The sequence below is a fragment of the Bacillus sp. A015 genome, from assembly GCF_053851875.1.
This window is the reverse complement of record NZ_JBSPZB010000011.1, coordinates 24,649-47,888: the sequence shown is the minus strand read 5'-3', so window position 1 is coordinate 47,888 and position 23,240 is coordinate 24,649. Positions and strand designations below refer to the sequence as shown.

Genomic DNA, 23,240 nt, shown 5'->3' with positions numbered 1-23,240 from the left:
TATATTCACTATAATACAAAAATCTCTATAAATAAAATACGAATTTTTTCACCATTTTCATAAGATTATCTTATCGTTAATATGCTCCATGTATCTTCATGTAAAAATATCGGATTTATATAAATGAAGATATCATGTTTACCAAAAGTAAAAAAAATTTGTTATCAGTTGACTATCATTTTTAATTACACTACAATGCATAGTGTGAGGTGATTACATGAAAATTCCTTCTTTTAAATATAACGAAAAGGGATTGAATCGTTTTTTTGGTCCTTTAGAGGGAAGGATTATGGAGATCCTTTATCAAGGCGAGGATATGCCGATTAAAGAAGTACAGCAGAAGCTGTCAGATGAGAAGCCGATTAATTTCAACACGGTGATGACTGTGCTGAATCGCTTAACCGAAAAAGGAATTGTGGAAAAGAAAACAAAAGGGCGTTCATCTATTTATAATCCCATTTTAACAAAAGAAGAATTTCTAAATGAGCAAACAAAGTGGATTACGCAAGGGCTGATGGACGATTTCGGTCCACTGGCAGTGAATCATATGATGGATGCGATTGAAAGTGCTGATCCTGAATTACTCAAAGTACTTGAAGCAAGGCTTGCATCAAAAAAAGAGGAGCAGCAAAATGAATAAAATGAAGTCGAGTCTGCTGTTTTTAGGCGGTATATTGATTGGTTCAACGATTTTTTATCAGATGGGGTATTATGTGCTCTCAAGCTTTTTCGGGTGGAATCAAGCATATAACCTGATCCATGTATGCCAGTCTGTTCTCGAATTCTACGGATTCACTCCTTTAAAATATTTTCTGGATGCTTTAGTTCTCTACACATTGGGATTTGCGGTTTTCTATATGACGAAGCAAATCAGAAAGTACCTCCAATTCAAAGGAAATATAATGATGGCAGTCGATCAGGAAACGACCGATTTTCTATCAGAGAAATATGCAAACGACATCATTGTTTTTCATTGTCATGAACCACTTGCTTTTGCAATGGGGATGCTTCATCCAAAGGTTTACTTATCAACGGCACTTATGGACATGCTTGATGAAGGGGAGATTGATGCTGTTGTTCATCATGAATTACATCACAAATACAGCTATGACCCTTTAAAGGCTTTCGCTTTTTCAATGCTCACAAAGGTGATTTGGTACATTCCAGTGTTAAAGCATATGAGACAAAGTTACTCCGTTTTTCGTGAAGTGATTGCAGATGACTATGCTATTCGGCAGACAGGCACGGAGCTTGGAGTGGGGCAGGCCCTCTTGAAACTCATTAAAAAGAGAACCCAGTTTCAAAAACAAACGAAGTTTGCGGTGTCCTTTGGAGATCGGGCGTTAAATTTAAGAATACAAAAGATCTTAAACCCAACATACAATATTCCTTTCAATGTACCGCTCATTCCAATCGTGACATCAGCCATCCTCATGGTGGTCTTAATGATTATGCTCAACCTAAATTACTAATTTTTTTACTTATTCACATTACATTATGTAGTGTAAAAACAGGAGGAAATCACTATATGAAAACGAATCAAGAAATAGGAACACTTTTCGTACGCGTTATCCTAGGTATTATTTTCTTTTTACACGGGCTTCAGGCTTATCAAGGAGGGCTAGGGGGCACAGCTGCATTCTTTGGTCAAATCGGTGTGCCGGAATTTATGGCCTATATTGTGAAGACAATTGAGCTGGTCGGTGGAATGGCCCTGATTTTAGGTCTAGGAACACGTATTTTCGCAGCTTTATTTGTGCCAATTATGGCTGTGGCGATTATAACAGTTAGTTTTTCCAAAGGATTTGTTGGCGGTTATGAATTTGAACTTTCTTTATTGGTCATGGCGCTTTATTTGACACTTAGCGGCAGTAAGATACTGTCAATTGATGGGTTGTTAAAACATCAGCAGCAAAGCAATGAAGCAAAATTTCATTAAAATATCATGAAAAACTCCTCCTGCTTTTTGTAGCAGAGGAGTTTTTTTATTGGTCAAATCGCCTTTTTCTCGTTTGAAAAAGTGAAAGAGATGAGAGGTTTTGTTGATGATAGCAGTTTATTTTACATGTTGAATGAACAAAAAGGGATTTTCATTTTTTGACGGAACGTATGATCTCCTATTAAAATAGGACTATCTAGGAAACATGGTGCGTTAAAAGATATAAAAACCACACCGCATGCTGCTGTTCATCTGAAGCGATACGTTTCATTAACTCTTTTGTTCCTTGATCCCGGACATAGTCTGATATCGATAAGTAAAAATCGACCGTTTTTTGTTCGTCTTTAAAGGCAAAAACAAGGCCTTCTCTGAATTGATCTGGACAAGGTTCTGTCATGCTTGGTTTGTGGTTTTTACCAGTTAAAGAATAGTATAGCTTTGAAAACAGTTGATAGTGTCTGACTTCATCCTGGCGTATTTCTTGAATGATTTTTTTCGCCTCAGGATTTTTTGCTTTTTGGGCAAGTTTTTCGTAGCATTGGATCGCAGAATATTCACCATTAAGAGCCTTCTCAAGGTCTGAAATGATTCTTGTGTTTTGGCGCATGTCATAGGGCGAGTAGTCATAGTAACCGTAATACATGATATTGCCAGCTCCTTTTAGATCATGGTGGTTTATGATATGAAAAGAGCTAGGAAAGGTGCCTATTTCTTTTCAATGAAGAAGGAGAAAGGGAATATGATAGGAAAATAGCTATTTACCCTTATTTTCGCTAGAATATGGGTACATAAGAAAGGTGTTGTGGAACGTGGAGATTCAGTTTTTAGCAGGCAGATCGGGGAGTGGAAAAACGACTGCAATCTTAGAGGAGATAAAAGAACAGCTTCGGCTTGATCCGTTGGGTCCGCCAATCATTTTTTTAGTCCCGGATCAAATGACATTTTTAATGGAATACGAGCTTGCAAAAACGTCTGAAGCTGGCGGAATGATTAGGGCCAAAGTATTTAGTTTTACTCGTCTTGCTTGGTCTATTTTACAGCAGACTGGCGGAGCGAACCGGCAATTTGTCACAAGCACAGGGATTCAAATGCTTTTAAGAAAAGTGATTGAAGAGCAGAAAGAAAAGTTTAAAGTATTCAAAAAAGCGAGTGATAAGCCGGGATTTGTTGAACAAATAGAAAAAACGATGGCTGAATTCAAAAGGTACTGCATGCTGCCGGAGGATATTGAAAAAATTTCAGCGTCCAGCATGCATTCAGAGTATACAGAAGAAAGACGGGCAGCAGAAAAACTGCATGATCTGCATGTTCTTTATCAGCAGATGGAGCAGCATTTACAAGATGAATATGTGCACTCAGAAGATTATTTGACACTTCTCACGCAGCAAATTCCTTTATCTGATGAACTAAAAGGAGCGCATATTTATATAGATGGTTTTTATCAGTTTACCCCGCAGCAGCTTCTCGTCATTGAGCAGCTCCTGCTGCATGCCACAAAAGTAACCGCTGCTTTCACAGTGGATCGTTCATATCATGACACGCAGCCAAATGAACTTGATCTATTTCGCATGACAGGCAAAACGTATTTTCAACTCTATCAGCTTGCCAAAGAGTGCGGAGCGGACATTTCTGAGAACATTTTGGAGAGAAATAACCGGCATCTTCATACACCAGACCTTGCTTATTTAGAAAATCAATATGAGCAGAGACCACTGCAGCCGTATCAAGAAGAAACGCCTCATCTCACAGTATCTAAAAGTGCAAACAAACGAGCTGAGATTGAGGGAGTAGCGAGAGACATTCTTGATTTAGTGAGAGTGCAAGGCTTCAGGTTACGAGATATTTCGATTGTTGCAAGGCATGTAGACGACTATAAAGATACGTTAAAAGAGGTTTTTCGAGATTACGATATTCCTTTTTTTATTGATGGAAATGAATCGATGCAGTATCATCCGCTCATTGAATTGATTCGTTCGAGCTTGGACGTCATAAAAGGGAACTGGCGGTATGAAGCAGTGTTTCGCTGTGTGAAAACAGAGTTCCTATTTCCGCTAGAACTCGCCAAAAACAAAGCGAGAGAACAGGCAGATCAGCTTGAAAACTATTGTATTGCTTATGGTGTAAAAGGGGAACGCTGGACAAACGGCTCCCGTTTTCATTACAGGCGATTCCAATCATTAGATGAAGATTTTGGACAAACAGATCAAGAAATTGAAATGGAACAAATGCTGAATGACGTGAAAGAATGGATTGTTCCCCCTCTTTTTCAATTGCAAAAAAGATTGAAAAAAGCACAAAAGGTGAGGGACATGGTGGAGGCCATCTATGTCTTTCTAGAGGAAATACAAGTGCCGGATAAGCTTGAAAAGGCAAGGCTTGAGGCTGAAGAAGCAGGTAGATTAGCTGAAGCGATGCAGCATGGACAAGTATGGGATGCTGTTATTCAATTAATGGATGAATTTGTTGAAATGCTCGGAGAAGAGAAGCTCTCATTTCCTTTATTCCAACAGATGATGGATACAGGTCTGGCATCTCTAAAGTTTGCTTTGATTCCGCCTTCACTTGACCAAGTATTTATCGGAAGTATGGATCTATCTAGAATGTATCAAGTGAAGTGCACGTTTATCATTGGTGTAAATGATGGCGTTATTCCAGCGCGTCCTTCTGATGAAAGTGTATTGTCTGAGGATGACCGGGAATGGTTAAAGCGAGCAGGAGCAGAGCTTGCAGAGACAGGGAAGGAACGGCTGCTAGATGAGCAATTTTTAATTTACCAAGCGTTATCAAGTCCATCCCGTCATTTGTATCTATCCTATTCGGCTTCAGATGAAGAAGGACGTTCTCTATTGCCTTCGACTTTCATCAAGTATTGCCAAGAGCTTATGCCAAATCACCAGCATGCTCTTTATGTGTTAGATCCAGAACAGCTGGATGACGAGGATCAATTAAAATTTGTAGCGAATGAGCATGTCTCGTTATCCTATACCGTCTCGCAGCTGCAGCAATGGCTCAATCAATATCCCATCAGCGGTGTATGGTGGAGTGTATATAATGATTTAATGACGTCACCCAATCGGGATGTATCAAAAAAGATCATGTCAAGTTTGTTTTTTACAAATAGAGCGAAGCGCTTAAAGCCAAATGTCACAAAAGAGCTTTACGGTGATCATATTCAAGGCAGTGTTTCAAGGATGGAGAAATTCAATGCGTGTGCATTTTCTCACTTTGCTTCCCACGGGTTAAAACTAAAGGATCGACAATTTTATAAATTGGAAGCACCCGATATCGGTCAGCTGTTTCACTCAGCTTTAAAACATATTTCAGATACGCTCAATGAACAAAAAAAGGATTGGAAGAACTTAACGAAGGAAGATTGTGTCACCTACTCAAGACATGCGATTGAACAGCTTGCTCCGCGTCTGCAAAAGGAAATTTTATTAAGCTCTAATCGGCATGCTTATATTAAAGAAAAACTTCAGAAGATCCTGATTCGCGTCTCTTCTATATTAAGTGAACATGCCAAAGTGAGTGGATTTTCTCCAGTTGGACTTGAATTAGGTTTTGGAGGTCAAGGGTCTCTGCCGCCGTTTACTTTTCAATTGAAAAATGGCTGTACGATGGAGCTTGTCGGAAGAATAGACCGAGTGGATAAAGCAGAAGGTTCAAAAGGGCTGCTTTTGAGAATTGTCGACTATAAGTCTAGCGAGAAAGGGCTGGATTTAGCAGAGGTATACTATGGCTTGGCCTTGCAAATGCTCACTTACTTAGACCTGACAATTACTTATTCTAAAGAATGGCTAGGCATGGAGGCGACTCCTGCTGGAATTTTATATTTCCATATTCATGATCCTCTCATTCAAGCGCCTATTCCGCTCGCAGAGGATGAAATTGAGCAGGAAATATTCAAGAAATTTAAAATGAAGGGTCTGCTGCTTGAAGATGTAGAAGCAGTAAAACTAATGGATCAAACGCTTGAGTCAGGAAGATCCCAAGTCATTCAAGCGGGCTTGAAAAAGGATGGATCTTTCCGTTCGGATTCTGCAGTTTTAAGTGAAGATCATTTCCACATACTCACCAAACACGTTCGGCGCACTTTTGAAGAGGCAGGAGAAAGAATTACGAACGGTGAGGTAGAAATTAATCCATATAAATTGAAGGATCAAACACCTTGCCGCTTTTGTTCATTCAAGTCTATTTGCCAGTTTGATGAATCAATAGAGGATAATGAATTTAGGGTGCTCACATCAGAGAAAGATGATGTCATGATAGACCGGATCAAAAAAGAAGGAGATCAGTATGCAAATACCAAAACCGAATAACAGTACTTGGACGGATGACCAATGGGAAGCCATCGTTTCAGAAGGACAAGATATCCTTGTTGCTGCTGCGGCGGGGTCAGGAAAAACGGCTGTCTTGGTTGAACGGCTGATTCGAAAAATGACCCGGCCTGAGGATCCAGTTGACGTAGACCGTCTGCTCGTTGTGACTTTTACAAATGCATCTGCGGCAGAAATGAAGCACCGGATCACTGAAGCACTTGAAAAAGAATTATCCAAAAACCCAGGGTCACTTCATATGAGGAGACAGCTGTCACTCATGAACCGTGCCAACATTTCTACTTTGCACTCATTTTGTTTGCAAGTTCTACGCACCTTTTATTATGAGATTGATCTTGATCCAGGCTTTCGTTTGGCTGATCAAACAGAAGGAGAATTATTAGGAGATGAAGTGTTAGATGAGCTGTTTGAAGATGAATATAAGGCTGGAAAGCCAGCATTCTTTGAACTGGTTGATCGTTACACATCGGATCGGCATGACTTAGATTTGCAATGGCTCGTGAAAAGAATTTATGAATTTTCTAGGTCTCATCCTTCTCCGGAGCAATGGATGCGGGCATTCCTTTCTCTTTATGATGTGGATGTACAAACAAAAGTAGATGAATTACCGTTTTATCCATATATAAGAGAGGATCTTTCTCTCGTTTTCCGGAGCTGTCAGGAGCTGCTCGAACGAGCTCTTACCCTATCAAAAGAGCCGGGTGGTCCAGCACCGAGAGCAGAGAATTTTATAGATGATTTAGAGCAAGTACATGAATTAATCAGGCATCAAGATGCTTTTGAGAAGCTTTATGAGCTCTTACCGAACATCAATTTTAAAAGGCTAAAGACGTGCAAAGGGGACGAATACGACCCTGATCTGTTAGAAAAAGCCACAGATGCACGCAATCAAGCGAAAAAACAATTAGAAAAGCTAAAAGATGAATACTTTATGCGCAGTCCTGCACAGCATTTAAATAGCTTGGCTGAAATGAAGCCAGTTGTTGAGACCCTTGTGGAGCTTGTCATCCAATTTGGAGAACGTTTCGAAAGAGCAAAACAAGAAAAATCAATCGTAGACTTTTCGGATTTAGAGCATTATTGCTTACGTATTTTAGCGAAGCAGGACGCGGAAGGAAATTTGATCGAAACAGAAGCAGCTAAATACTATCAACAGCAATTTGAAGAAGTGCTCGTTGATGAATACCAGGATACAAACCTTGTACAAGAAACGATTTTAAAGCTTGTGTCTAAAGGGGAACATCCTGCAGAAGGCAACCTTTTTATGGTTGGTGATGTAAAGCAGTCCATTTATCGGTTTAGACTGGCTGAGCCAATGCTCTTTTTAAACAAATATAAACACTTTAAAACAGACGGCAATGAAACAGGTAAGAGAATTGATTTAAATAAAAACTTCCGTAGCCGTTCTGATGTTTTAGACAGTACGAACTTTTTGTTCAAACAGCTGATGGGGGAAACAGTTGGAGAAATTGAATATGATGAACAAGCTGAATTAAAGCTTGGGGCGAGTTATCCGCAAAGCGAAGATACAACGACAGAAATGCTCCTTGTCCATCTAGATCAACATGAAGCGGAAAACGACGAAGAACGAGAAGAACTAGAGACCGTGCAATTTGAGGCGAAAGTCATTGCAAAGAAAATAAAAGAATTGGTTGAACAGCCTTTTCAAGTGTACGATGCAAAACAGCAAATGACCCGCAACTTGCAATATCGAGATATCGTGATTTTGCTTCGTTCTATGCCGTGGGCCCCGCAAATGATGGAAGAATTGAAGAAGCAGGGAATCCCTGTGTATGCGAATCTTTCCTCAGGCTATTTCGAAGCAACAGAGGTGTCTGTGATTCTTTCTCTGTTAAAAGTAATCGATAATCCATATCAGGATATCCCGCTTGCAGCTGTTTTAAGATCACCTATTGTTCATTTAGACGAAAATGAAATGGCACTTATTAGAACGAGTGATAAAAAAGGCACTTATTATGATGCTGTGAAGGCATTCATGAGTGTAACCCATTCTGATCACCCTACATGCAAAAAACTAGAGAGATTCTTCCAATTTCTGCGTAAGTGGCGTGATTTCTCCATGAATCATTCGGTAGCAGAATTGATTTGGGAAGTGTACCGCGATACCCAGTATGTAGATTATGTTGGCGGGATGCCTGGTGGGAAGCAGAGGCAGGCAAATCTTCGTGCTCTTTATGATCGAGCAAAGCAGTATGAAAAGGCTGCCTTTAGAGGACTGTTTCGATTCCTTCGTTTTATTGAAAGAATGCAAGAGCGTGGAGATGATCTTGGAGCAGCGAAAACGTTCAGTGAAACAGAGGACGTTGTTCGCATGATGACGATTCACAGCAGTAAAGGTTTAGAATTTCCAGTTGTCTTTACCGCAGGACTCGGCAGAAACTTTAATATGATGGACTTAAACCAGTCCTACTTGCTCGATAAAGAACTAGGCTTTGGAAGCAAATATATTCATCCAGAGCTGAGAATTAGTTATGCGACATTACCGCTTGTGGCGATGAAAAAAAAGATGAGAAAGGAATTATTATCTGAAGAGCTGAGGGTTCTATACGTGGCGCTTACAAGGGCCAAGGAAAAATTATTCCTTGTCGGCTCCGTCAAAAATCAGGTGAAAGCATTAAGTAAATGGCAAAATGCCGCAAATGGAGAAGAGTGGCTCCTCCCTGATTTTGAACGATACCAAGCTAAAACTTACTTAGATTTTATAGGACCTGCTCTCATCCGTCATCAAGCGATGTCATCCATTTTAGAAGAAGCAGGCGATGTTGTTCTCTCGCATCCATCATCATTCACCATCTCATTTACTCAAGCCTCAGATCTTCTAAAAGAAGATGTGTCACTTGAAAAGAAGCAGCATGACGAAGTGGTACAAGCATTAATGGAAGGTCTGCCTGTTGAAGGACATGGTGATTATGAAGAGGAGGTTGCAGAGAGACTCACATGGAAATACCCATATGTAGCAGCTTCACAAGTCGGTACAAAGCAGTCTGTTTCAGAGATAAAAAGGATGAAAGAAATACAGGATGAGTACAGTGTTCCTGCTTCTATTCGAAAAGCTCGTGCCGCATTGTATGAACGCCCGGCTTTTATGAAGAAAAAAACACTCACTGCCGCAGAACAAGGTACTGCGATGCATACAGTCATGCAGCACATTCCGCTTCCTTCAGAAGAGCCCTATGATGAATCTCGTATAGAGCAGCTGCTCGATTCCTTACAGCAGCGAGACTTACTAACAGATGAGCAAATCCAGTCTATTGATCGAGAAGGGATTATGGCCTTCTTTTCTACTTCTATTGGTCAAAAACTGCGGAAAGCGGACTGGGTGAAACGAGAAGTGTCATTTAGTATGATTTTACCTGTCAAAGAGGTGTACAGCCATATTGATGCAAAGGATGAATCTGTGCTTATTCAAGGAATGATTGATTGTTTGTTTGAATCAGATGGAAAGCTTTATTTACTTGATTATAAAACAGATAGAGTGCAAGGCAGATATTCAGGCGGACTAGAGGCTGCCGAACCCATTTTGAAAAAGCGCTATGAAACCCAATTAGCGTTATACGCGGCAGCAGTAGAACGTTTAACAAACAGATCATTAGAGGGGAAAATTCTCTATTTCTTCGATGGGAATTTAGAAATTTCTTTATAAAAGTAACGGAATGAGAGGTGAATCACATGAGGATTCTGCATACAGCGGATTGGCATCTCGGGAAAACCCTTGAAGGCCGAAGCCGGCTTGACGAGCAAGCTCAGTTTTTAGATGAACTGTATCAAATCGTCAAAGACGAACAAATTGATGTCATTGTGATGGCTGGTGATGCCTTTGATACAGTGAACCCACCTGCTAGAGCAGAGCAGCTTTTTTATGAAAGTCTGTCTGCATTATCTGATAAAGGAAAGCGTCAGGTTGTGGTCATCTCAGGCAACCATGATAATCCGGATCGCTTATCAGCCGCATCTCCTTTAACAAATGATCAGGGAATTCATTTAATTGGCTATCCGACAAATGACATGATCCGCGTCAATGTTCCTTCTTCAAGTGAACGTCTATCCATTGCAGCACTCGCTTATCCGTCCGAGGCGAGGCTAAACGAGGTGCTGGCTGAAACATTTGAAGAGAAACTGCTTCGTGATCATTACAATTTAAAAATACAACAAGCGTTTCAACATTTAAGTGCTCAATTCCAAGCTGATACGGTCAATATCGCAACGAGCCATATTTATGTGGCAGGAGGAAGTCAAACAGATTCAGAAAGACCGATTGAAGTAGGAGGTGCATATACCGTTGCGGCTGAAAGTCTTCCCGAAGCCGCATGTTATGTCGCACTTGGTCATTTGCATCGTCCGCAAACTATTAAACGTGCCAAAACGATTGCCCGCTATTCTGGATCACCGCTTGCTTATAGCTTTTCAGAGTCAGGCTATGCCAAATCAGTCACCATTGTAGATGCAAAGCCTAATGAAAAAGCAAGCTGGAAAGAAGTGTTTTTATCAAGCGGTAAACCACTTGTGAAGTGGAAGGCGACTGAGGGGCTGAGTCAAGTACACGAGTGGCTAGATGAGAAACGGGATCTTCATGCCTGGATTGATTTAGAGATTCATTTAACAGATCAACTGTCAATTGAAGAGATCCATCAGCTCCGAAAGCAGCATAGTGGTTTTGTCCACATTAGACCAAAGTTCAAAGAATTAGAGAAAATAGAAGAAGAAAAACAAGTGGAAAAGCTCTCAATCGAAGAGCGATTCGTGAAATTTTATGAACGCCAGACAGGTGGCGGTCTGCCTGATGAAAAAACAGTCAAGCTGTTTTTAGAGCTTGCCAATGACATGCAAGAGGAGGAAGCGACTTGAAGCCGATCACGCTAACCATTAAAGGACTTCATAGCTTCAGAGAAGAACAAACCATTGACTTTAGCTCCTTATGTGATGCAGGTGTGTTTGGCATTTTTGGACCGACAGGAAGCGGAAAGTCATCCATATTAGATGCCATGACACTAGCACTCTATGGCAAAGTCGAACGTGCGTTAAATAATACACATGGTATTTTGAACCAAGCTGAAGAAAAACTGTCTGTTTCCTTTACATTCGCTTTGCAAAAGGAGCATCACATTTCCTATAAAGTTGAACGTGCTTTCAAGCGAGCAGATGAAATGAAAGTCAGAACGACATTATGCCGCCTGATTGAAATCAGTGATACGCAGACAGTTCTTGCAGATAAAGCGAGTGAGGTCAATCGTAAAATAGAAGAATTACTTGGATTAACAATTGATGATTTTACGAGAGCGGTTGTCTTGCCACAAGGAAAGTTTGCAGAATTCCTTTCATTGAAAGGAGCCGACAGACGCCAAATGCTTCAGCGTTTGTTTAATCTAGAAAAGTATGGTGATCAGCTCGTCAAGCGTTTGCGGGCAAAGGCTCAGAACCAGTATGGGCAGAAAAATGAACTGCTGGCTGAACTGAATGGCTTAGGAGAAGCTGGCCCAGAGGCATTAGCGCAAGCGAAGGAAGCCGCTGAGCAGGCAAAGGCCATTTTTCATGAAAAAAAACAAATGCGGGACGAAGCGTTAACTGCTTTTACAAAGGCGCAAGCGATTTGGCAGTATCAAAAAGAACAAGAGGCATATGAGACTGAACAAAACAAGCTCAACCTGTTGGCACCAACGATGGAAGAGAAAAAAACTCAACTCAACATTGCGGAGCAAGCAGAGACATTAAAGCCCTATGCGGATGCATTAACAAAGGCTGAAAAGCAGCTTTCTCAAGCGTCAAAAGAGAAGCAGGAAGCAGAAAAACAGTTACTTCATCAACGAACGATCTATGAACAAATGACGCAGGAGTATGAGCGAGCCCGGCAGACAAAAATAGAGACTGAGCCAGCGCTTCTTCAAAAGAAAGAACAGCTGATTCAGTTAAAGGAAATTGAACGTAAAAAAGAGGCGGCTCTTCAGGAAAAGACGGGACTAGAGCAGCAAAAAAATGAAAAAGCGCAGCAATTGATACAAAAAAAAGCAGAAGCAGAGAATCTCCAATCTCTATTAGAGCGTGCACTGACGAAACAAACACAGCTGAAGCGTGAGCTGGAGCAATTACAAGTCTCTGTAAAAGAGCGGAAAAGTGTACAGGAGGCTTTGCGTTTAAGTGAAAATGTTCAAAGAATCAACCAGAGCATTCAAAAGGAAGAACAAAAGATTGGGGAGCTAAAAAAGCGATACTCACAGGCTGCAGAAGCTTATGAAAAGCTTCAAAAACAGCAAAAAGACCATCATGAAAAAATAGACCAGTCGTTTCAAGCGATTGAACAACTCTATTTTTATGTATGTGAATTTGAGCGAGCGCTTACAGAATGGAGTAAGAGAGAACAAAATCAGAAGCTCGAAAAATTAAAACAGCGTGATGCTGTAAGGGCAGCAGAATTAAGAAAAGAATTAGCGGCAGAGCTTGTAGATGGTGAGCCATGTCCCGTTTGTGGGTCGATTCATCATGATCCAAAGGCTGCGATAGCCAATGACCATGAAGAAACTGTTACCCAAATCGATGAAGTCATTCAAAGAATAGACAAAGAGCTCAAGCAAGCAGAGGAATATACTAGAGACATGTATGCCGCAAAGCAGCTGCTAGAAACGCATGCCAATCAATTAGTAAAGCAGTTTGCCTTTTTATCTCAAAAAGCCCCCGGTGCGGAGGTAGCTGCAGCAGTAGAAGCAGTGCAAAATCCGCAGTCATTGCATCATCTGATTCAAGAATGGAAAGGCATGAAACAAGATATTCAAGAAGTTGAACGTAAACGTGCTCGTTTAATGGATGAAACCCATGATCAAGCAGCAGAGATGAGCAAAATGGAAGATCAATTGACATTTGAACAGCAGCGTATTCAAGAATTAGAGGTGCTGATCAAGGAGCTTCAATCTGAGCTTTCAGAGCAAACAACACAATTTGAGCAGGCCTTCCCGCACTTTATATTGAGCCAAGTGCAAGAGATGCAAAAGCAAATCGATGTAAAGGACCAACAAGCAGAAGGCTATAAAGAGCGTATTGAGAAAAGTATGTCGTTTTTAGAAGAAAAACAGCAGATAAAAGAGCAGCTGCAAACAACCATATACGATTTAGAGAAGGAGCTTGATAAACTAGCACATCAGCTAGAAAGTCAGCAGCAGCTCATCCATCAATATGAAACAGATATAGGGCGATATCCATTAAAAGCTGCCTCTATTTCTGATGAGCTGATCGAGGTTGAACAGTCTCTTGCTCATCTAAATGAAAAAGAACAGCAATCGTACCAGCAATTAAAGCACACGCAGCAACTGTTTAGTGAGGCGCAAAGCCATTTTTCAAGCAGTGAGCGTCAACTCCAAGAGGCTAACCGGCGAAAACAAGAAGCTGAAGCAGCATGGCAAAAAGAAACAGAGTCTTCTCCTTTTCATAAGCCGCAGGAGATTGAGCCTGCTTTCATGGATCAAGCAGTACGTCATACGGTCAAACAGGAAATTGAGGAATTTGAGGATAAAAGAAAGCAGTGTGCTGCAAACTTAAAGCGAATTTCTGAACTGCTGAAAGATGAGTCACTAGATGAAGAGCAGTGGACAGATGTTCAATTAAGAAAAGAAGCGGCAGAAAAGGCACTTGAAGAAGCGACAGTGATGAGCGGGTCTGCACATGAACACCTGCGTGTGATTGAAGAAAATCATCAGCGTTTTGCAAGTATTCATGAACGCTTGGAAGGACTACAGCAAGAAATTGATCGGCTCGATAAGCTGCAAACTGTTTTTAAAGGGAATACATTTGTTGAGTTCTTAGCAGAAGAACAGTTAGAAAGTGTCAGCCGTGATGCATCAGCCCGTCTAGGCATTTTGACGAGACAAAGGTATGCGATTGAAGTCGACTCAGAAGGCGGTTTTGTGATGCGTGATGATGCCAATGGCGGCGTTAGACGCCCAGTGTCCAGCTTGTCTGGCGGAGAAACCTTCCTAACGTCATTGGCGCTTGCGCTTGCTCTTTCAGCGCAAATCCAGCTGAGAGGTGAGTTTCCGCTGCAATTCTTCTTCCTTGATGAAGGGTTCGGTACACTCGATCAAGACTTGTTGGATACGGTGATTACTGCACTAGAGAAACTACAGTCTCAAAATTTAGCAGTTGGTGTGATCAGCCATGTGGAAGAATTGAAGATGAGACTGCCGAAGAAACTGATTGTCCACCCAGCAGATCCAAGCGGGAAAGGGACAACGGTATCAATGGAATTAATGTAAATGTTGAGGTGATGACAGGGTGGCAAAGCAAACGATTGGATTATGTGAGCTGTGCGGAAGACAAGATGTCCTGCTCACGGAACACCACTTAACGCCAAGAGAAGAAGGCGGGGCATGTTTACCGACTGCCTTCCTGTGCATCCCTTGCCATAAACAAGTGCATGCCCTTTTTACAAACCAGGAGCTTGCCGCACGTTTGAACATGCTTGATGCGCTAAGACAAGATGAAAATCTTGTTCCGTACATCAAATGGATTCGAAAACAGCCGGCAAGCAAGCTGGTCAAAACAAAAAAATCGAGACAACGCAGAAAGAAATGAGCATAAAAAAGCACTCCTCTAAATGAAATGAGCGTAGAGGAGTCGCTTTATGCATTGCCTACCATATTCTGATCATTTAAGTCAGGATCCACATAGTTGGTGGCGCTAATGCCATTATTTAATATCAAGAAATCTCCGGTATTCCCCGCTCCAGAGCCTAAAGCAGATTTTGACGAACTTTTAGGCGAAAGGTAAAATGAGTCACCGACGTTGACGACGCCTCCAGAAATAGAGTTAATGTAAATGGGTCCGACAATTGCTGGCATAATCGACATCCTTTATTCGAAGTCATATCACCATCATATGCTCAGGTAGGTCCACTTGTGAGGTTGGCGGACTTTCATCGCTGCTAAATAACTCTCGAATATGCTTCACTCGTGCAACGCCATTCATTCCACACGTTGAGCCGATTTGATATATAGAAGAGGACGACACCCCTTCTACATGTATTGAAGAAACTTTAATTACAGGCTTTTCATGGTAAAACGCAGTTCTAACTGATCGTTCAGGCAGCATCAATGGAATTGGCTCATAATACACTTCAAATTCTTTTGCATCTAAGTTTTCTGCTTCATTCCCATAAAACAAACTAATCGTTCGTTGAACAGCCAGCACCTTGACCTTCGGGCATAGCTCCTGTGTATCACCAATTTGAACCACACTCGAAATCCCGACAGAATTCACCTTCGTGAACTTCACTTGAGATGTGCGCTTCATCATTATTGAGGTGACAGAGGAACAAACGGGCCAATAATAAGAGATTCTGGCGGTGTATCGAAAATCGAGGATAATTGTACATGGTCTGTGTCCCCGATGATAAATAGGGAAGAGGACGATACCCCAACTACTTTAATGCTTCCGGTCTCGATGTTGCGGTTGACAACTGTGAAATTCATCCGTTTTCCTCTCCTTTCGTTTCACTTGGAATATGGGCTAAAAAATGCTCAATCGCCCGCTTCACATCATGTTTCACATATTCAGCAATTTGCTCTGAACGCTGCAGCGGGGTCATATCTTCCCGTTGTGGCAGCTGTCCTGCATAGTATTTGATTCTGCTGTCAATTTGTTTTCGAATGTCCTCAATGATATGGTGTTTATTGCTTTCATCAAGAGAGCCTTCATATCGCTCCTCTAGTTCTTCAAGAAGTTCTGGTGCTTCTTCATTTAAAAATGCATCGACAAGCTGGCGTGTTTGATTGAAAAATTGATCAGCCATTTCTTGCTGCATCATTCCAATTCCCGGGGTTGTTGTTTGGCCCACTTCAAAATTTTGAACACTGTTTGGATCAGATGGATTGAGGCCAATATTCAATGTACCTTCCAGCCGCTCGATTTTCAGTTGATCAAATTGATAATCAATCCGTTCAATATTCGTTGTCGGTTTATCTTTGATCATTTGTATTTCCTGCTGAAGCTCGTTAAGCCTTTTTTCAAGCATCATGATTTGTTGTGTTTGCTTTTGAATGATGCCATACACTTGTGAAGCGTTGCTTTGATAGTCATACATTTACATACACCTCCGGGGATTGCAGATGAACTTAAGTTGTTGGTGACTGAAGCGGTACAAAAGGTACTGTGCTTGCGCCTTCCGATTCTTCATTTCCTTCTGTGCCTACTGCGGCAGGTGCTGGTTCAAGGTAACTACCCGTGTTATACAGGTTGGAAAGCGCCTTGATTGATCCAGCACTCCCAATTTGCAGAACAGATGAGTTACTCACAGACTCCACACGTAAATAATTAATTTGTATCGCTTGATTAATATAGAAGTTCAACGGATTCTCACTCCTTACAAGTTACCAACAAGCGGTTGATCAATGACATCACTGTCGTACGTATTTGTCACACTTTTATAGTTGCTAATGCGCAATTGATCACCAGTGTTAAAACTGCCTGCGCCAGCAAACGTTTTAACCTGACTATTTGGAGAAATGGTGATGCAGTCTCCAACATGAACGACTCCGCTCGTTCCGACGGCATTTACTTTAAAGGCTCCAACAATAGCCGGCATAGCGGTGCACATCCTTTATAAAATTAGGGCGCTTTGATCTTGGGCGTTTCACCATAGCTTATGATGGGTCTTTCAATATGTGATTGTCTTTTTGAAGACTTTTAATAAGAGGTTGAAGTGTATGGTTTACCCTTTATTCGAGCATTCTTTAGAGGTGTATTTGATGCCTTTATTTAAGAGTGTGTCAAGCTCTTGACTGCACCTGATGGTTTCTTCAGCATTCATACCGAATTTTTTTGCAGTCTCAATTAAATGTAATCTTTTTTGTTCAATTTCATAATTGATCATAACGGACGCCAACTCTCACATTTTTTATCAAATAGAAGGATATGGTTAGTATACTCTATTTTTCTATAAAAAAAGCTGTTTCGTCAATATGAGTAATAAAGTGACAAAATTCGAAAAAGTTCTTACGTGCCAGAGGTCTCTTTTCTAATCTCAGCTTGTAAATAACGTCCTCTTTTGTTGATATACTGCCGAATTAACTCTCGCTCTGACTGTAGTACTTCTTTTCGATCTTTCGTATATGGGTCGTCTGTGATTCGGTGCTCAATAGAGTCATGCCATTTCTCGATAATAGGACAGAGACGGTCCTGTGAAAAATGTGTATCTAGTACATGCTGGAAAAGAGCAAAATAGGCTCTCTTAAACGAAGGAATATCTAGTAATCTAGCGGTTAATGTATTAAATCCGCTTACTGGGATATAATCGAACGCCATTTCTTCTCCATGAATGTCACGGCCCCATGTCGCATCATAATCCCAAGGAAGCACTTGAAACCTCCCTTGTTCATTCACATAAAGAGCGTAGTTATGAACAAAGCCATCAAAATTTTGGGTGCACACGACACCAATGAGCCAGCGGAAATATTGATTGACATCAAGGTATTGCTCAATCTTTTCTGCAAAAATGTCGTCTGTTGCTGTATTCAGAAAGTAAATAAATTCGCTCAGTTGCTCGTCATGTCTTGATGTACCCGTTTTTTTCTCGTACCCGAGAAGAAGATGCTTTTTGGGCTTTTTATCAAACGAACTTAAAAGGGAGAAATTGGCGTCGTCATCTACTGCATAATAAATACCGCCTCCTGATAGCTGCCTTTTTTGAAGAAATAGCTCATCGACGGATTCTATTTTTAAATAAATGCCTTCTTTTCTTCCATTGATGGTCAGGAATACATGAGAAGCGGCAGGGCTTAGCACCCCCATCTGTTCGAAGAAATAAAAGGACAGCCTGTTTCGAATAAAAGAAGGGTCATTGTACTCTGCATTTAAATGAAAGATGGCTTCACCTTGTCTTTTTTTTGGTTTTCTATATTCAATTTGATAGGACTTTTTCTTGAGCTTTCTAATGTGTGATCCGCGGTATGAAGCATAAATATGTGATTTGGTCTGGCCGGTTTTAAGAATGGCCTCAACAGGTTCATCGTTCCAGATGTCTTTTCTTAATGCAATAAGATCCTTTGGGTGAATCCAAATATCAAGTGGTTGTAAAGGTTCTGTGGTCATGCGTTCATCAGCCTCCTATGATCTTCTTTACTATATGAAAATGAAGGAATGTCCTGTACCCCTGCTGATAGGTAATCATGGAGTTTTAAAAGAAAGAGGCATTCGCCAAGAACACTTGTCTACCCAGTCTCGTAACATAAAGCAGAGAAGATAAACAGTTTTGTCTGTTTGTTTTGTCAAAGCATAGACTGGGGAGGGGAATTGTTCGTGAGCACATTTGATCATTCACATATTGAACATGCAGTTGATTCACTTCGAAGTGAGGGACGTGATCATCACTTAGATCGTGAACCAGAATCGAGACATTCGCACAAATCAGATCGTTCTCGTCATTCAAAACGCCGTCATTGGTTCTTTGGTGGAGGCGGCTGCCGTAAGTCACACCGCAGTAAAAAAAGCCACAAAAGCTATCGCTCTAAAAAAAGCCGCTGTTCAAAGAAAAGCGTGAAGAGCGAGAAACCATGCAAAAGTAAAAAGTCGTGTAAAAGTAAAAAATCATGCCGAAGCAAAAAGAGTGAACCAAAAAAATCATGCCGTAGCAAACACAGATCCCATCATAAGAAAAGCTGCCGCAAGTCACACCGCAGCCATCGATCTAAACGTTCTCATCATCACAGACGAAGTCATTCTTGCCGAAGATGCGGAAAGAAAAAGCATCATTCCCGAAGCAGAGGAAATGTTGATCGTAAATGGGATCAAGGGAATATGTGGGAGTATCGACGCTACCGCTAAACATGAGGTCATCATTTTTGAAACCCTTTTTAAAAGAGAGTATGATAAAAAAGGGTTTTTTTTATTTCGTAGAGAAATAAAATGAGACATCATAACTTAGCGAAATGAAGATTGTGAGGGGAAGGCATGAAGTTTTTTACAGGTGAGATACATAACAGGATGTTTATTGGGGTAGTCATTGATGATGAATGGGTGATGGACGTTAAAAAAGCAGAGGCTAAATTATTTGAGCTGGAGACACTGCCAAACTCTTTAGCTGAATGCATCAACATGGGGGACAAGTTTGTCGAACACGTCAGGCAGCTTCTAGATTGGGCTGAGAAAAAAGAAGAAGACCGCGGCTCTTATGTATATCCGCTTTCGGAGGTCAAACTCCATGCACCGATTCCAAAACCAGCTAAAAACATCATGTGTGTTGGAAAGAATTATCAAGATCATGTCATGGAGATGGGAAGTGCGGCAGATATTCCTAAAGACGTGATGATTTTTACAAAGGCGCCTACTTCAGTGGTTGGACACGAAGCGGACATTCTTCTTCATGAAGGTGTGACAAGTGAATTGGATTACGAAGGTGAGCTTGCCATCGTCATGGGCAAATCAGGGAAGAATATTGCACCTGAACAGGCACGCGATTATATCTTCGGTTACACCATTTTAAATGATGTAACGGCAAGAGATTTGCAGAAAAAACATAAACAATTTTTCATAGGCAAAAGCTTAGATACATCCTGTCCGATGGGACCTTATATCATCCATAAGTCAGTGATCGAGGATCATGCAGCGCTCCATGTGGAAACAAAGGTAAACGGAGAGGTTCGTCAGTCTGCCAGTACAGAATTAATGATTTTCCCAATTGAGGACATTGTTTCAACTCTTTCAAAAGGGATGACGCTAGAAGCAGGTGATATCATTGCAACGGGTACACCTTCTGGGGTTGGCAAAGGCTTTGAACCGCCAAAGTTTTTAGCTTCAGGAGATCATATTGAAATCACGATTGAACCGATTGGGACGTTATCGAATCGCGTCAAATAAAGGGCATGTTGACACAGGATTGTCGCTTTGTGTTCGACTTATTTCGTGGTACGATGAGAAGGTACTTGTTCTGATAAAGGGGGAAATAACAGATGGGAACACATTTACATATTACAGCGTGGGTACTAGGGATTATTTTATTCTTCGTGGCCTTTGCTCTAGCAGGTAAAAACGACAAAGGTGCTAAAATTGTGCACATGATCGTCAGACTATTCTACTTGCTCATTATCGCAACAGGTGTAGAGCTGTATGTTCGCACAGGAATGAAAATTCCAAGTTTCGGGGGCGAGTATATCGGCAAAATGGTACTCGGTATCCTTGTGATCGGTTTAATGGAAATGGTCCTTGTACGCAAGAAAAAAGGAAAATCAGTGACGGGTGTGTTTATTGGTTTTATCGTGATTGCGATTGTGACCATTCTTCTTGGTTTACGTCTGCCGATCGGTTTCCATATCTTTTAACATAAAAAGGGCATTGCTTATATGAAGCAGTGCCCTTTTTATGTGACATCAAACTTGAAAACCGACCGGTGACCGTCAGAAGTGGTCCATTCAAAACGAATTTGACTGGCGGTGGACTCATGGTGACATTGTAGTGCTAGCGATTGTGTATCTGCTGAAAACTGAAAGAAAGAGACGCATTGAAAAGGGTGAAAGGAAGAGAAGACACAATCGTAGACGGAAAAGCCAAGCTGTTCTACTTGTTCAATGATTTGATAAAAAACGTTTTCAGGTACGAACATGAGTAGGTCAAGCCACCCTTTGGCAAGAGATGCTGTATATTGAATCATTTCACCGCCTTGTACCTCCAGCAACTGCCCGTTTTCATGAAGAATCATAGACCCGAGCAATTCTCCTTTTGTCCATCGGTCATTCTCTTTCAAACTGATCATAGAGCTTTGAAGACTTTCTGGCAGCATGATCTCTCCTTCTTCATCTTCGATTAAACAATGCCCGTTTTCAATCAGCAAATACCCGTTACACCACCTTCGGCTGCAGCGCTCGAGATGCTTCATTCGTTTCTCCATTTGCAAAAGCTCCTTTCCTCTTTCTTTTCTTACCAAATGATGCTTGTCCTATACGCTAGGAAAAAAGGACAAATCAACTATCAAGGAGACGATGCATAGACTAAGAAAGGCTGAAAGAGAACACTTGATGAAAAACGGATGGGAGCTGATGATGATGTGTGGAATAACAGGCTGGGCAGACTTTAAAAAGCAGCTCATCCAACAGGATCATGTAATCAATCAAATGACAGAGACATTATCTAAAAGAGGGCCAGATGATACAAATACGTGGAAAAGTGAGCATGTGCTTTTCGGGCATAAAAGGTTAGCGGTTGTAGATGTAGAAGGCGGAAAGCAGCCGATGACATATACACATCAAAACCATGATTATACGGTTGTATACAATGGAGAGCTCTATAACACGGAGGATATAAGAAAAGAATTATTAAAAAAGGGGCACCGCTTTCTTGGGCATTCTGATACAGAGGTTCTTCTTCACGCTTACACAGAATGGAAGGAAGAGTGTGTCACCCATTTTAATGGTATTTTTGCATTTGTGATCTGGGATAGTGAGCGTGAATTATTATTTGCAGGGAGAGACCGGCTCGGCGTCAAGCCATTTTTCTATACAGAACGTCATCATTCCTTTTTATTTGGTTCAGAGATCAAAGCACTTCTTGCTCACCCTGATATGAAAGCAAAAGTCGATCATGAGGGGTTATCGGAGATCTTTGGCTTAGGACCGTCTAGAACACCAGGGCAAGGGGTATTTAAAGGTGTAAAAGAGCTGAGACCTGCACATGCTTTGACCTTTTCAAAAGATGGCCTGCGTGTATGGAGGTACTGGAATGTCAAAAGCGAGCAGCATACAGACTCACTTGATGACACCGCTCAGCACGTCAAGCATCTCTTTACAGATGCTGTCACAAGACAGCTCGTCTCTGATGTGCCTGTTTGTACATTTCTATCTGGTGGCGTTGATTCTAGTGCCATAACCGCCATTGCCGCCAAGCACTTTGAGAAAATAGGGAAAGCGCCGCTTCATACGTATTCCATTGACTACGAAGGAAATGATCAATTCTTTGAGGCAAGTCAATTCCAGCCGAATGCTGACGGCCCTTGGATTGATCAAATGACCAAAGCATTTCAAACGAATCACCACAGCTGTGTCATCGGCCAAAAGGAACTGGCTTCTTATTTGAAGGAAGCAGTTGAAGTTCGAGATTTACCGGGCATGGCAGATATTGATTCATCCTTACTTTGGTTCTGCCGAGAAATTAAAAAGGATTTCGTTGTCGGCCTTTCAGGTGAATGTGCTGATGAAATATTTGGAGGCTATCCGTGGTTTCATATGGCAAATGAAACGAATGGTTTTCCTTGGATGAGATCGACTGAAGCCCGCACGCAGCTTCTTCAAGACTCGTGGCAAAAGAAACTATCACTGAAGGAATATGCGCACAGCAAATATGAAGAAACCGTGGCAGAAACACCTCTTTTAGATGGAGAAACTGGAGTAGATAAAGCCCGGAGAGAACTTTTTTACTTAAATATGATCTGGTTCATGACAACGCTGCTAGATCGAAAAGATCGAATGAGTATGGGCGCGAGCCTTGAGGTGCGTGTGCCATTTGCAGATCATCGCCTTGTCGAATATGTTTGGAATATTCCTTGGGAAATGAAAATGCATGGAAATCGTGAAAAAGGGGTTTTACGAAAAGCATTAGAGGGAATTTTACCGAATGAAGTGCTTTATCGCAAGAAGAGTCCTTACCCGAAAACGCATCATCCAGCCTATACCCAGGCTGTGAAAGAAATGTTAACAGATTGCCTTGCGCAAAAAGATTCTGTGCTTCATGAATTTTTAGATCCACACCAATTGAAACAGCTGATTGAAACCGAAGGGGCTTCCTTTCAAGTGCCTTGGTATGGCCAGCTAATGAAGGGCCCGCAGCTAATCGCCCATCTGGCGCAGATTCATCATTGGTTTGAAACATATCGAATTGATATAGACGCGTAATAAAGGGCCGGCTTTCTTGCACTTGTTGAAAGGAAGCCGGCTTTTTTGATACATAACAAGAGACTTTTAGAGCACATCGAAAGTTGA

Annotated in this window: 22 protein-coding genes; 12 read left to right on the top strand and 10 right to left on the bottom strand. The window is 41.3% G+C overall.

All coding sequences use genetic code 11. The features are described 5' to 3' along the window. The first annotated feature begins 217 nt into the window (after nt 1–217). The 3 genes from ACSLGF_RS11095 to ACSLGF_RS11085 are packed head-to-tail and all read left to right on the top strand — an operon-like array spanning nt 218 to nt 1,939. A complete protein-coding gene (locus ACSLGF_RS11095) occupies nt 218–640 on the top strand; it encodes a BlaI/MecI/CopY family transcriptional regulator (protein WP_456005334.1) in 423 nt (140 codons plus the stop codon). Next, on the top strand, nt 633–1,472 hold the full coding sequence (locus ACSLGF_RS11090; RefSeq protein ID WP_456005332.1) for a M56 family metallopeptidase: 840 nt from the start codon (nt 633–635) through the stop codon (nt 1,470–1,472). The genes ACSLGF_RS11095 and ACSLGF_RS11090 overlap by 8 nt, the downstream gene beginning before the upstream one ends. 56 nt (nt 1,473–1,528) lie before the next feature. Continuing rightward, a complete protein-coding gene (locus tag ACSLGF_RS11085) occupies nt 1,529–1,939 on the top strand; it encodes a DoxX family protein (RefSeq protein WP_456005330.1) in 411 nt (136 codons plus the stop codon). A 196-nt stretch (nt 1,940–2,135) separates the two neighbouring features. Here ACSLGF_RS11085 and ACSLGF_RS11080 read toward each other — a convergent pair whose 3' ends face one another. After that, entirely contained in the window at nt 2,136–2,582 is a 447-nt protein-coding gene (locus ACSLGF_RS11080) for a ferritin-like domain-containing protein (protein ID WP_456005328.1), read from the bottom strand. Nucleotides 2,583–2,748: 166 nt separating this feature from the next. Between ACSLGF_RS11080 and addB the strand changes: the two genes are divergently transcribed. Genes addB through ACSLGF_RS11055 form a run of 5 tightly spaced genes read left to right on the top strand, consistent with a single transcriptional unit; the run spans nt 2,749 to nt 14,853 of the window. After that, nucleotides 2,749–6,258 carry a helicase-exonuclease AddAB subunit AddB gene (gene addB / locus ACSLGF_RS11075; RefSeq protein ID WP_456005325.1) on the top strand — a complete coding sequence of 1,170 codons (3,510 nt, stop codon included), beginning with the start codon at nt 2,749–2,751 and terminating at the stop codon, nt 6,256–6,258. Further along, the gene (gene addA, locus ACSLGF_RS11070; protein WP_456005322.1) at nt 6,236–9,940 is read left to right on the top strand and encodes a helicase-exonuclease AddAB subunit AddA; all 3,705 of its coding nucleotides are present in this window, start codon (nt 6,236–6,238) and stop codon (nt 9,938–9,940) included. Before addB ends, addA begins: the two co-directional genes overlap by 23 nt. Before the next feature lie 26 nt (nt 9,941–9,966). Next, entirely contained in the window at nt 9,967–11,142 is a 1,176-nt protein-coding gene (gene sbcD / locus ACSLGF_RS11065) for an exonuclease subunit SbcD (RefSeq protein WP_099728140.1), read from the top strand. After that, nucleotides 11,139–14,534, top strand: a complete 3,396-nt coding sequence (gene sbcC, locus ACSLGF_RS11060) for an exonuclease subunit SbcC (protein ID WP_456005319.1) — start codon at nt 11,139–11,141, stop codon at nt 14,532–14,534. Before sbcD ends, sbcC begins: the two co-directional genes overlap by 4 nt. A 19-nt stretch (nt 14,535–14,553) precedes the next feature. Further along, nucleotides 14,554–14,853: an HNH endonuclease gene (locus ACSLGF_RS11055; RefSeq protein ID WP_456005316.1), complete on the top strand. Its 300-nt coding sequence runs from the start codon at nt 14,554–14,556 to the stop codon at nt 14,851–14,853. A 47-nt stretch (nt 14,854–14,900) separates the two neighbouring features. On the opposite strand, the gene ACSLGF_RS11050 is transcribed toward ACSLGF_RS11055, so the two are convergent. The 8 genes from ACSLGF_RS11050 to ACSLGF_RS11015 form a co-directional block, all read right to left on the bottom strand. Continuing rightward, the gene (locus ACSLGF_RS11050) at nt 14,901–15,119 is read right to left on the bottom strand and encodes a spore germination protein (RefSeq protein ID WP_003211468.1); all 219 of its coding nucleotides are present in this window, start codon (nt 15,117–15,119) and stop codon (nt 14,901–14,903) included. A gap of 22 nt (nt 15,120–15,141) precedes the next feature. Continuing rightward, a complete protein-coding gene (locus ACSLGF_RS11045) occupies nt 15,142–15,573 on the bottom strand; it encodes a spore germination protein GerPE (RefSeq protein ID WP_456005314.1) in 432 nt (143 codons plus the stop codon). Further along, nucleotides 15,573–15,749: a spore gernimation protein GerPD gene (locus ACSLGF_RS11040; RefSeq protein WP_099728144.1), complete on the bottom strand. Its 177-nt coding sequence runs from the start codon at nt 15,747–15,749 to the stop codon at nt 15,573–15,575. Before ACSLGF_RS11040 ends, ACSLGF_RS11045 begins: the two co-directional genes overlap by 1 nt. Then, nucleotides 15,746–16,360, bottom strand: a complete 615-nt coding sequence (gerPC, locus tag ACSLGF_RS11035; RefSeq protein WP_456005311.1) for a spore germination protein GerPC — start codon at nt 16,358–16,360, stop codon at nt 15,746–15,748. Before gerPC ends, ACSLGF_RS11040 begins: the two co-directional genes overlap by 4 nt. Before the next feature lie 31 nt (nt 16,361–16,391). After that, nucleotides 16,392–16,625: a spore germination protein GerPB gene (locus ACSLGF_RS11030; protein ID WP_456005309.1), complete on the bottom strand. Its 234-nt coding sequence runs from the start codon at nt 16,623–16,625 to the stop codon at nt 16,392–16,394. A gap of 14 nt (nt 16,626–16,639) precedes the next feature. Further along, on the bottom strand, nt 16,640–16,861 hold the full coding sequence (locus tag ACSLGF_RS11025; RefSeq protein ID WP_003211745.1) for a spore germination protein: 222 nt from the start codon (nt 16,859–16,861) through the stop codon (nt 16,640–16,642). Between the two features lie 126 nt (nt 16,862–16,987). Then, nucleotides 16,988–17,149 carry an aspartyl-phosphate phosphatase Spo0E family protein gene (locus ACSLGF_RS11020; RefSeq protein WP_008355160.1) on the bottom strand — a complete coding sequence of 54 codons (162 nt, stop codon included), beginning with the start codon at nt 17,147–17,149 and terminating at the stop codon, nt 16,988–16,990. Nucleotides 17,150–17,271: 122 nt separating this feature from the next. Next, the gene (locus ACSLGF_RS11015) at nt 17,272–18,366 is read right to left on the bottom strand and encodes a CotH kinase family protein (RefSeq protein ID WP_456005306.1); all 1,095 of its coding nucleotides are present in this window, start codon (nt 18,364–18,366) and stop codon (nt 17,272–17,274) included. Between the two features lie 207 nt (nt 18,367–18,573). On the opposite strand from ACSLGF_RS11015, the gene cotG reads away from it, so the two are divergent. From cotG to ACSLGF_RS11000, 3 genes are all read left to right on the top strand, one after another. Continuing rightward, a complete protein-coding gene (gene cotG, locus ACSLGF_RS11010) occupies nt 18,574–19,098 on the top strand; it encodes a spore coat protein CotG (protein WP_370461118.1) in 525 nt (174 codons plus the stop codon). Nucleotides 19,099–19,224: 126 nt separating this feature from the next. After that, nucleotides 19,225–20,130 carry a fumarylacetoacetate hydrolase family protein gene (locus ACSLGF_RS11005; RefSeq protein ID WP_456005304.1) on the top strand — a complete coding sequence of 302 codons (906 nt, stop codon included), beginning with the start codon at nt 19,225–19,227 and terminating at the stop codon, nt 20,128–20,130. A 92-nt stretch (nt 20,131–20,222) separates the two neighbouring features. Then, a complete protein-coding gene (locus ACSLGF_RS11000; protein ID WP_456005302.1) occupies nt 20,223–20,591 on the top strand; it encodes a YisL family protein in 369 nt (122 codons plus the stop codon). 38 nt (nt 20,592–20,629) lie between these two features. Here the strand turns inward: ACSLGF_RS11000 and ACSLGF_RS10995 are convergent, their stop codons facing one another. Further along, complete coding sequence (locus ACSLGF_RS10995) at nt 20,630–21,157, bottom strand: DUF2777 family protein (protein WP_456005299.1); 528 nt, start codon at nt 21,155–21,157, stop codon at nt 20,630–20,632. A gap of 154 nt (nt 21,158–21,311) precedes the next feature. Between ACSLGF_RS10995 and asnB the strand changes: the two genes are divergently transcribed. Beyond that, nucleotides 21,312–23,153: an asparagine synthase (glutamine-hydrolyzing) gene (gene asnB / locus ACSLGF_RS10990; protein WP_456005463.1), complete on the top strand. Its 1,842-nt coding sequence runs from the start codon at nt 21,312–21,314 to the stop codon at nt 23,151–23,153. Nucleotides 23,154–23,240 lie beyond the last annotated feature (87 nt).

What these genes read in the sequence shown, in the direction of transcription:
- ACSLGF_RS11095 (WP_456005334.1), top strand. Translation starts at nt 218, where the DNA reads ATGAAAATTCCTTCTTTTAAATATAACGAAAAGGGATTGAATCGTTTT.
- ACSLGF_RS11090 (WP_456005332.1), top strand. Translation starts at nt 633, where the DNA reads ATGAATAAAATGAAGTCGAGTCTGCTGTTTTTAGGCGGTATATTGATT.
- ACSLGF_RS11085 (WP_456005330.1), top strand. Translation starts at nt 1,529, where the DNA reads ATGAAAACGAATCAAGAAATAGGAACACTTTTCGTACGCGTTATCCTA.
- ACSLGF_RS11080 (WP_456005328.1), bottom strand. Translation starts at nt 2,582, where the DNA reads ATGTATTACGGTTACTATGACTACTCGCCCTATGACATGCGCCAAAAC.
- addA (WP_456005322.1), top strand. Translation starts at nt 6,236, where the DNA reads ATGCAAATACCAAAACCGAATAACAGTACTTGGACGGATGACCAATGG.
- sbcD (WP_099728140.1), top strand. Translation starts at nt 9,967, where the DNA reads ATGAGGATTCTGCATACAGCGGATTGGCATCTCGGGAAAACCCTTGAA.
- ACSLGF_RS11050 (WP_003211468.1), bottom strand. Translation starts at nt 15,119, where the DNA reads ATGCCAGCAATTGTCGGACCCATTTACATTAACTCTATTTCTGGAGGC.
- ACSLGF_RS11045 (WP_456005314.1), bottom strand. Translation starts at nt 15,573, where the DNA reads ATGATGAAGCGCACATCTCAAGTGAAGTTCACGAAGGTGAATTCTGTC.
- ACSLGF_RS11040 (WP_099728144.1), bottom strand. Translation starts at nt 15,749, where the DNA reads ATGAATTTCACAGTTGTCAACCGCAACATCGAGACCGGAAGCATTAAA.
- gerPC (WP_456005311.1), bottom strand. Translation starts at nt 16,360, where the DNA reads ATGTATGACTATCAAAGCAACGCTTCACAAGTGTATGGCATCATTCAA.
- ACSLGF_RS11025 (WP_003211745.1), bottom strand. Translation starts at nt 16,861, where the DNA reads ATGCCGGCTATTGTTGGAGCCTTTAAAGTAAATGCCGTCGGAACGAGC.
- ACSLGF_RS11020 (WP_008355160.1), bottom strand. Translation starts at nt 17,149, where the DNA reads ATGATCAATTATGAAATTGAACAAAAAAGATTACATTTAATTGAGACT.
- ACSLGF_RS11015 (WP_456005306.1), bottom strand. Translation starts at nt 18,366, where the DNA reads ATGACCACAGAACCTTTACAACCACTTGATATTTGGATTCACCCAAAG.
- ACSLGF_RS11005 (WP_456005304.1), top strand. Translation starts at nt 19,225, where the DNA reads ATGAAGTTTTTTACAGGTGAGATACATAACAGGATGTTTATTGGGGTA.
- ACSLGF_RS11000 (WP_456005302.1), top strand. Translation starts at nt 20,223, where the DNA reads ATGGGAACACATTTACATATTACAGCGTGGGTACTAGGGATTATTTTA.
- ACSLGF_RS10995 (WP_456005299.1), bottom strand. Translation starts at nt 21,157, where the DNA reads ATGGAGAAACGAATGAAGCATCTCGAGCGCTGCAGCCGAAGGTGGTGT.
- asnB (WP_456005463.1), top strand. Translation starts at nt 21,312, where the DNA reads ATGTGTGGAATAACAGGCTGGGCAGACTTTAAAAAGCAGCTCATCCAA.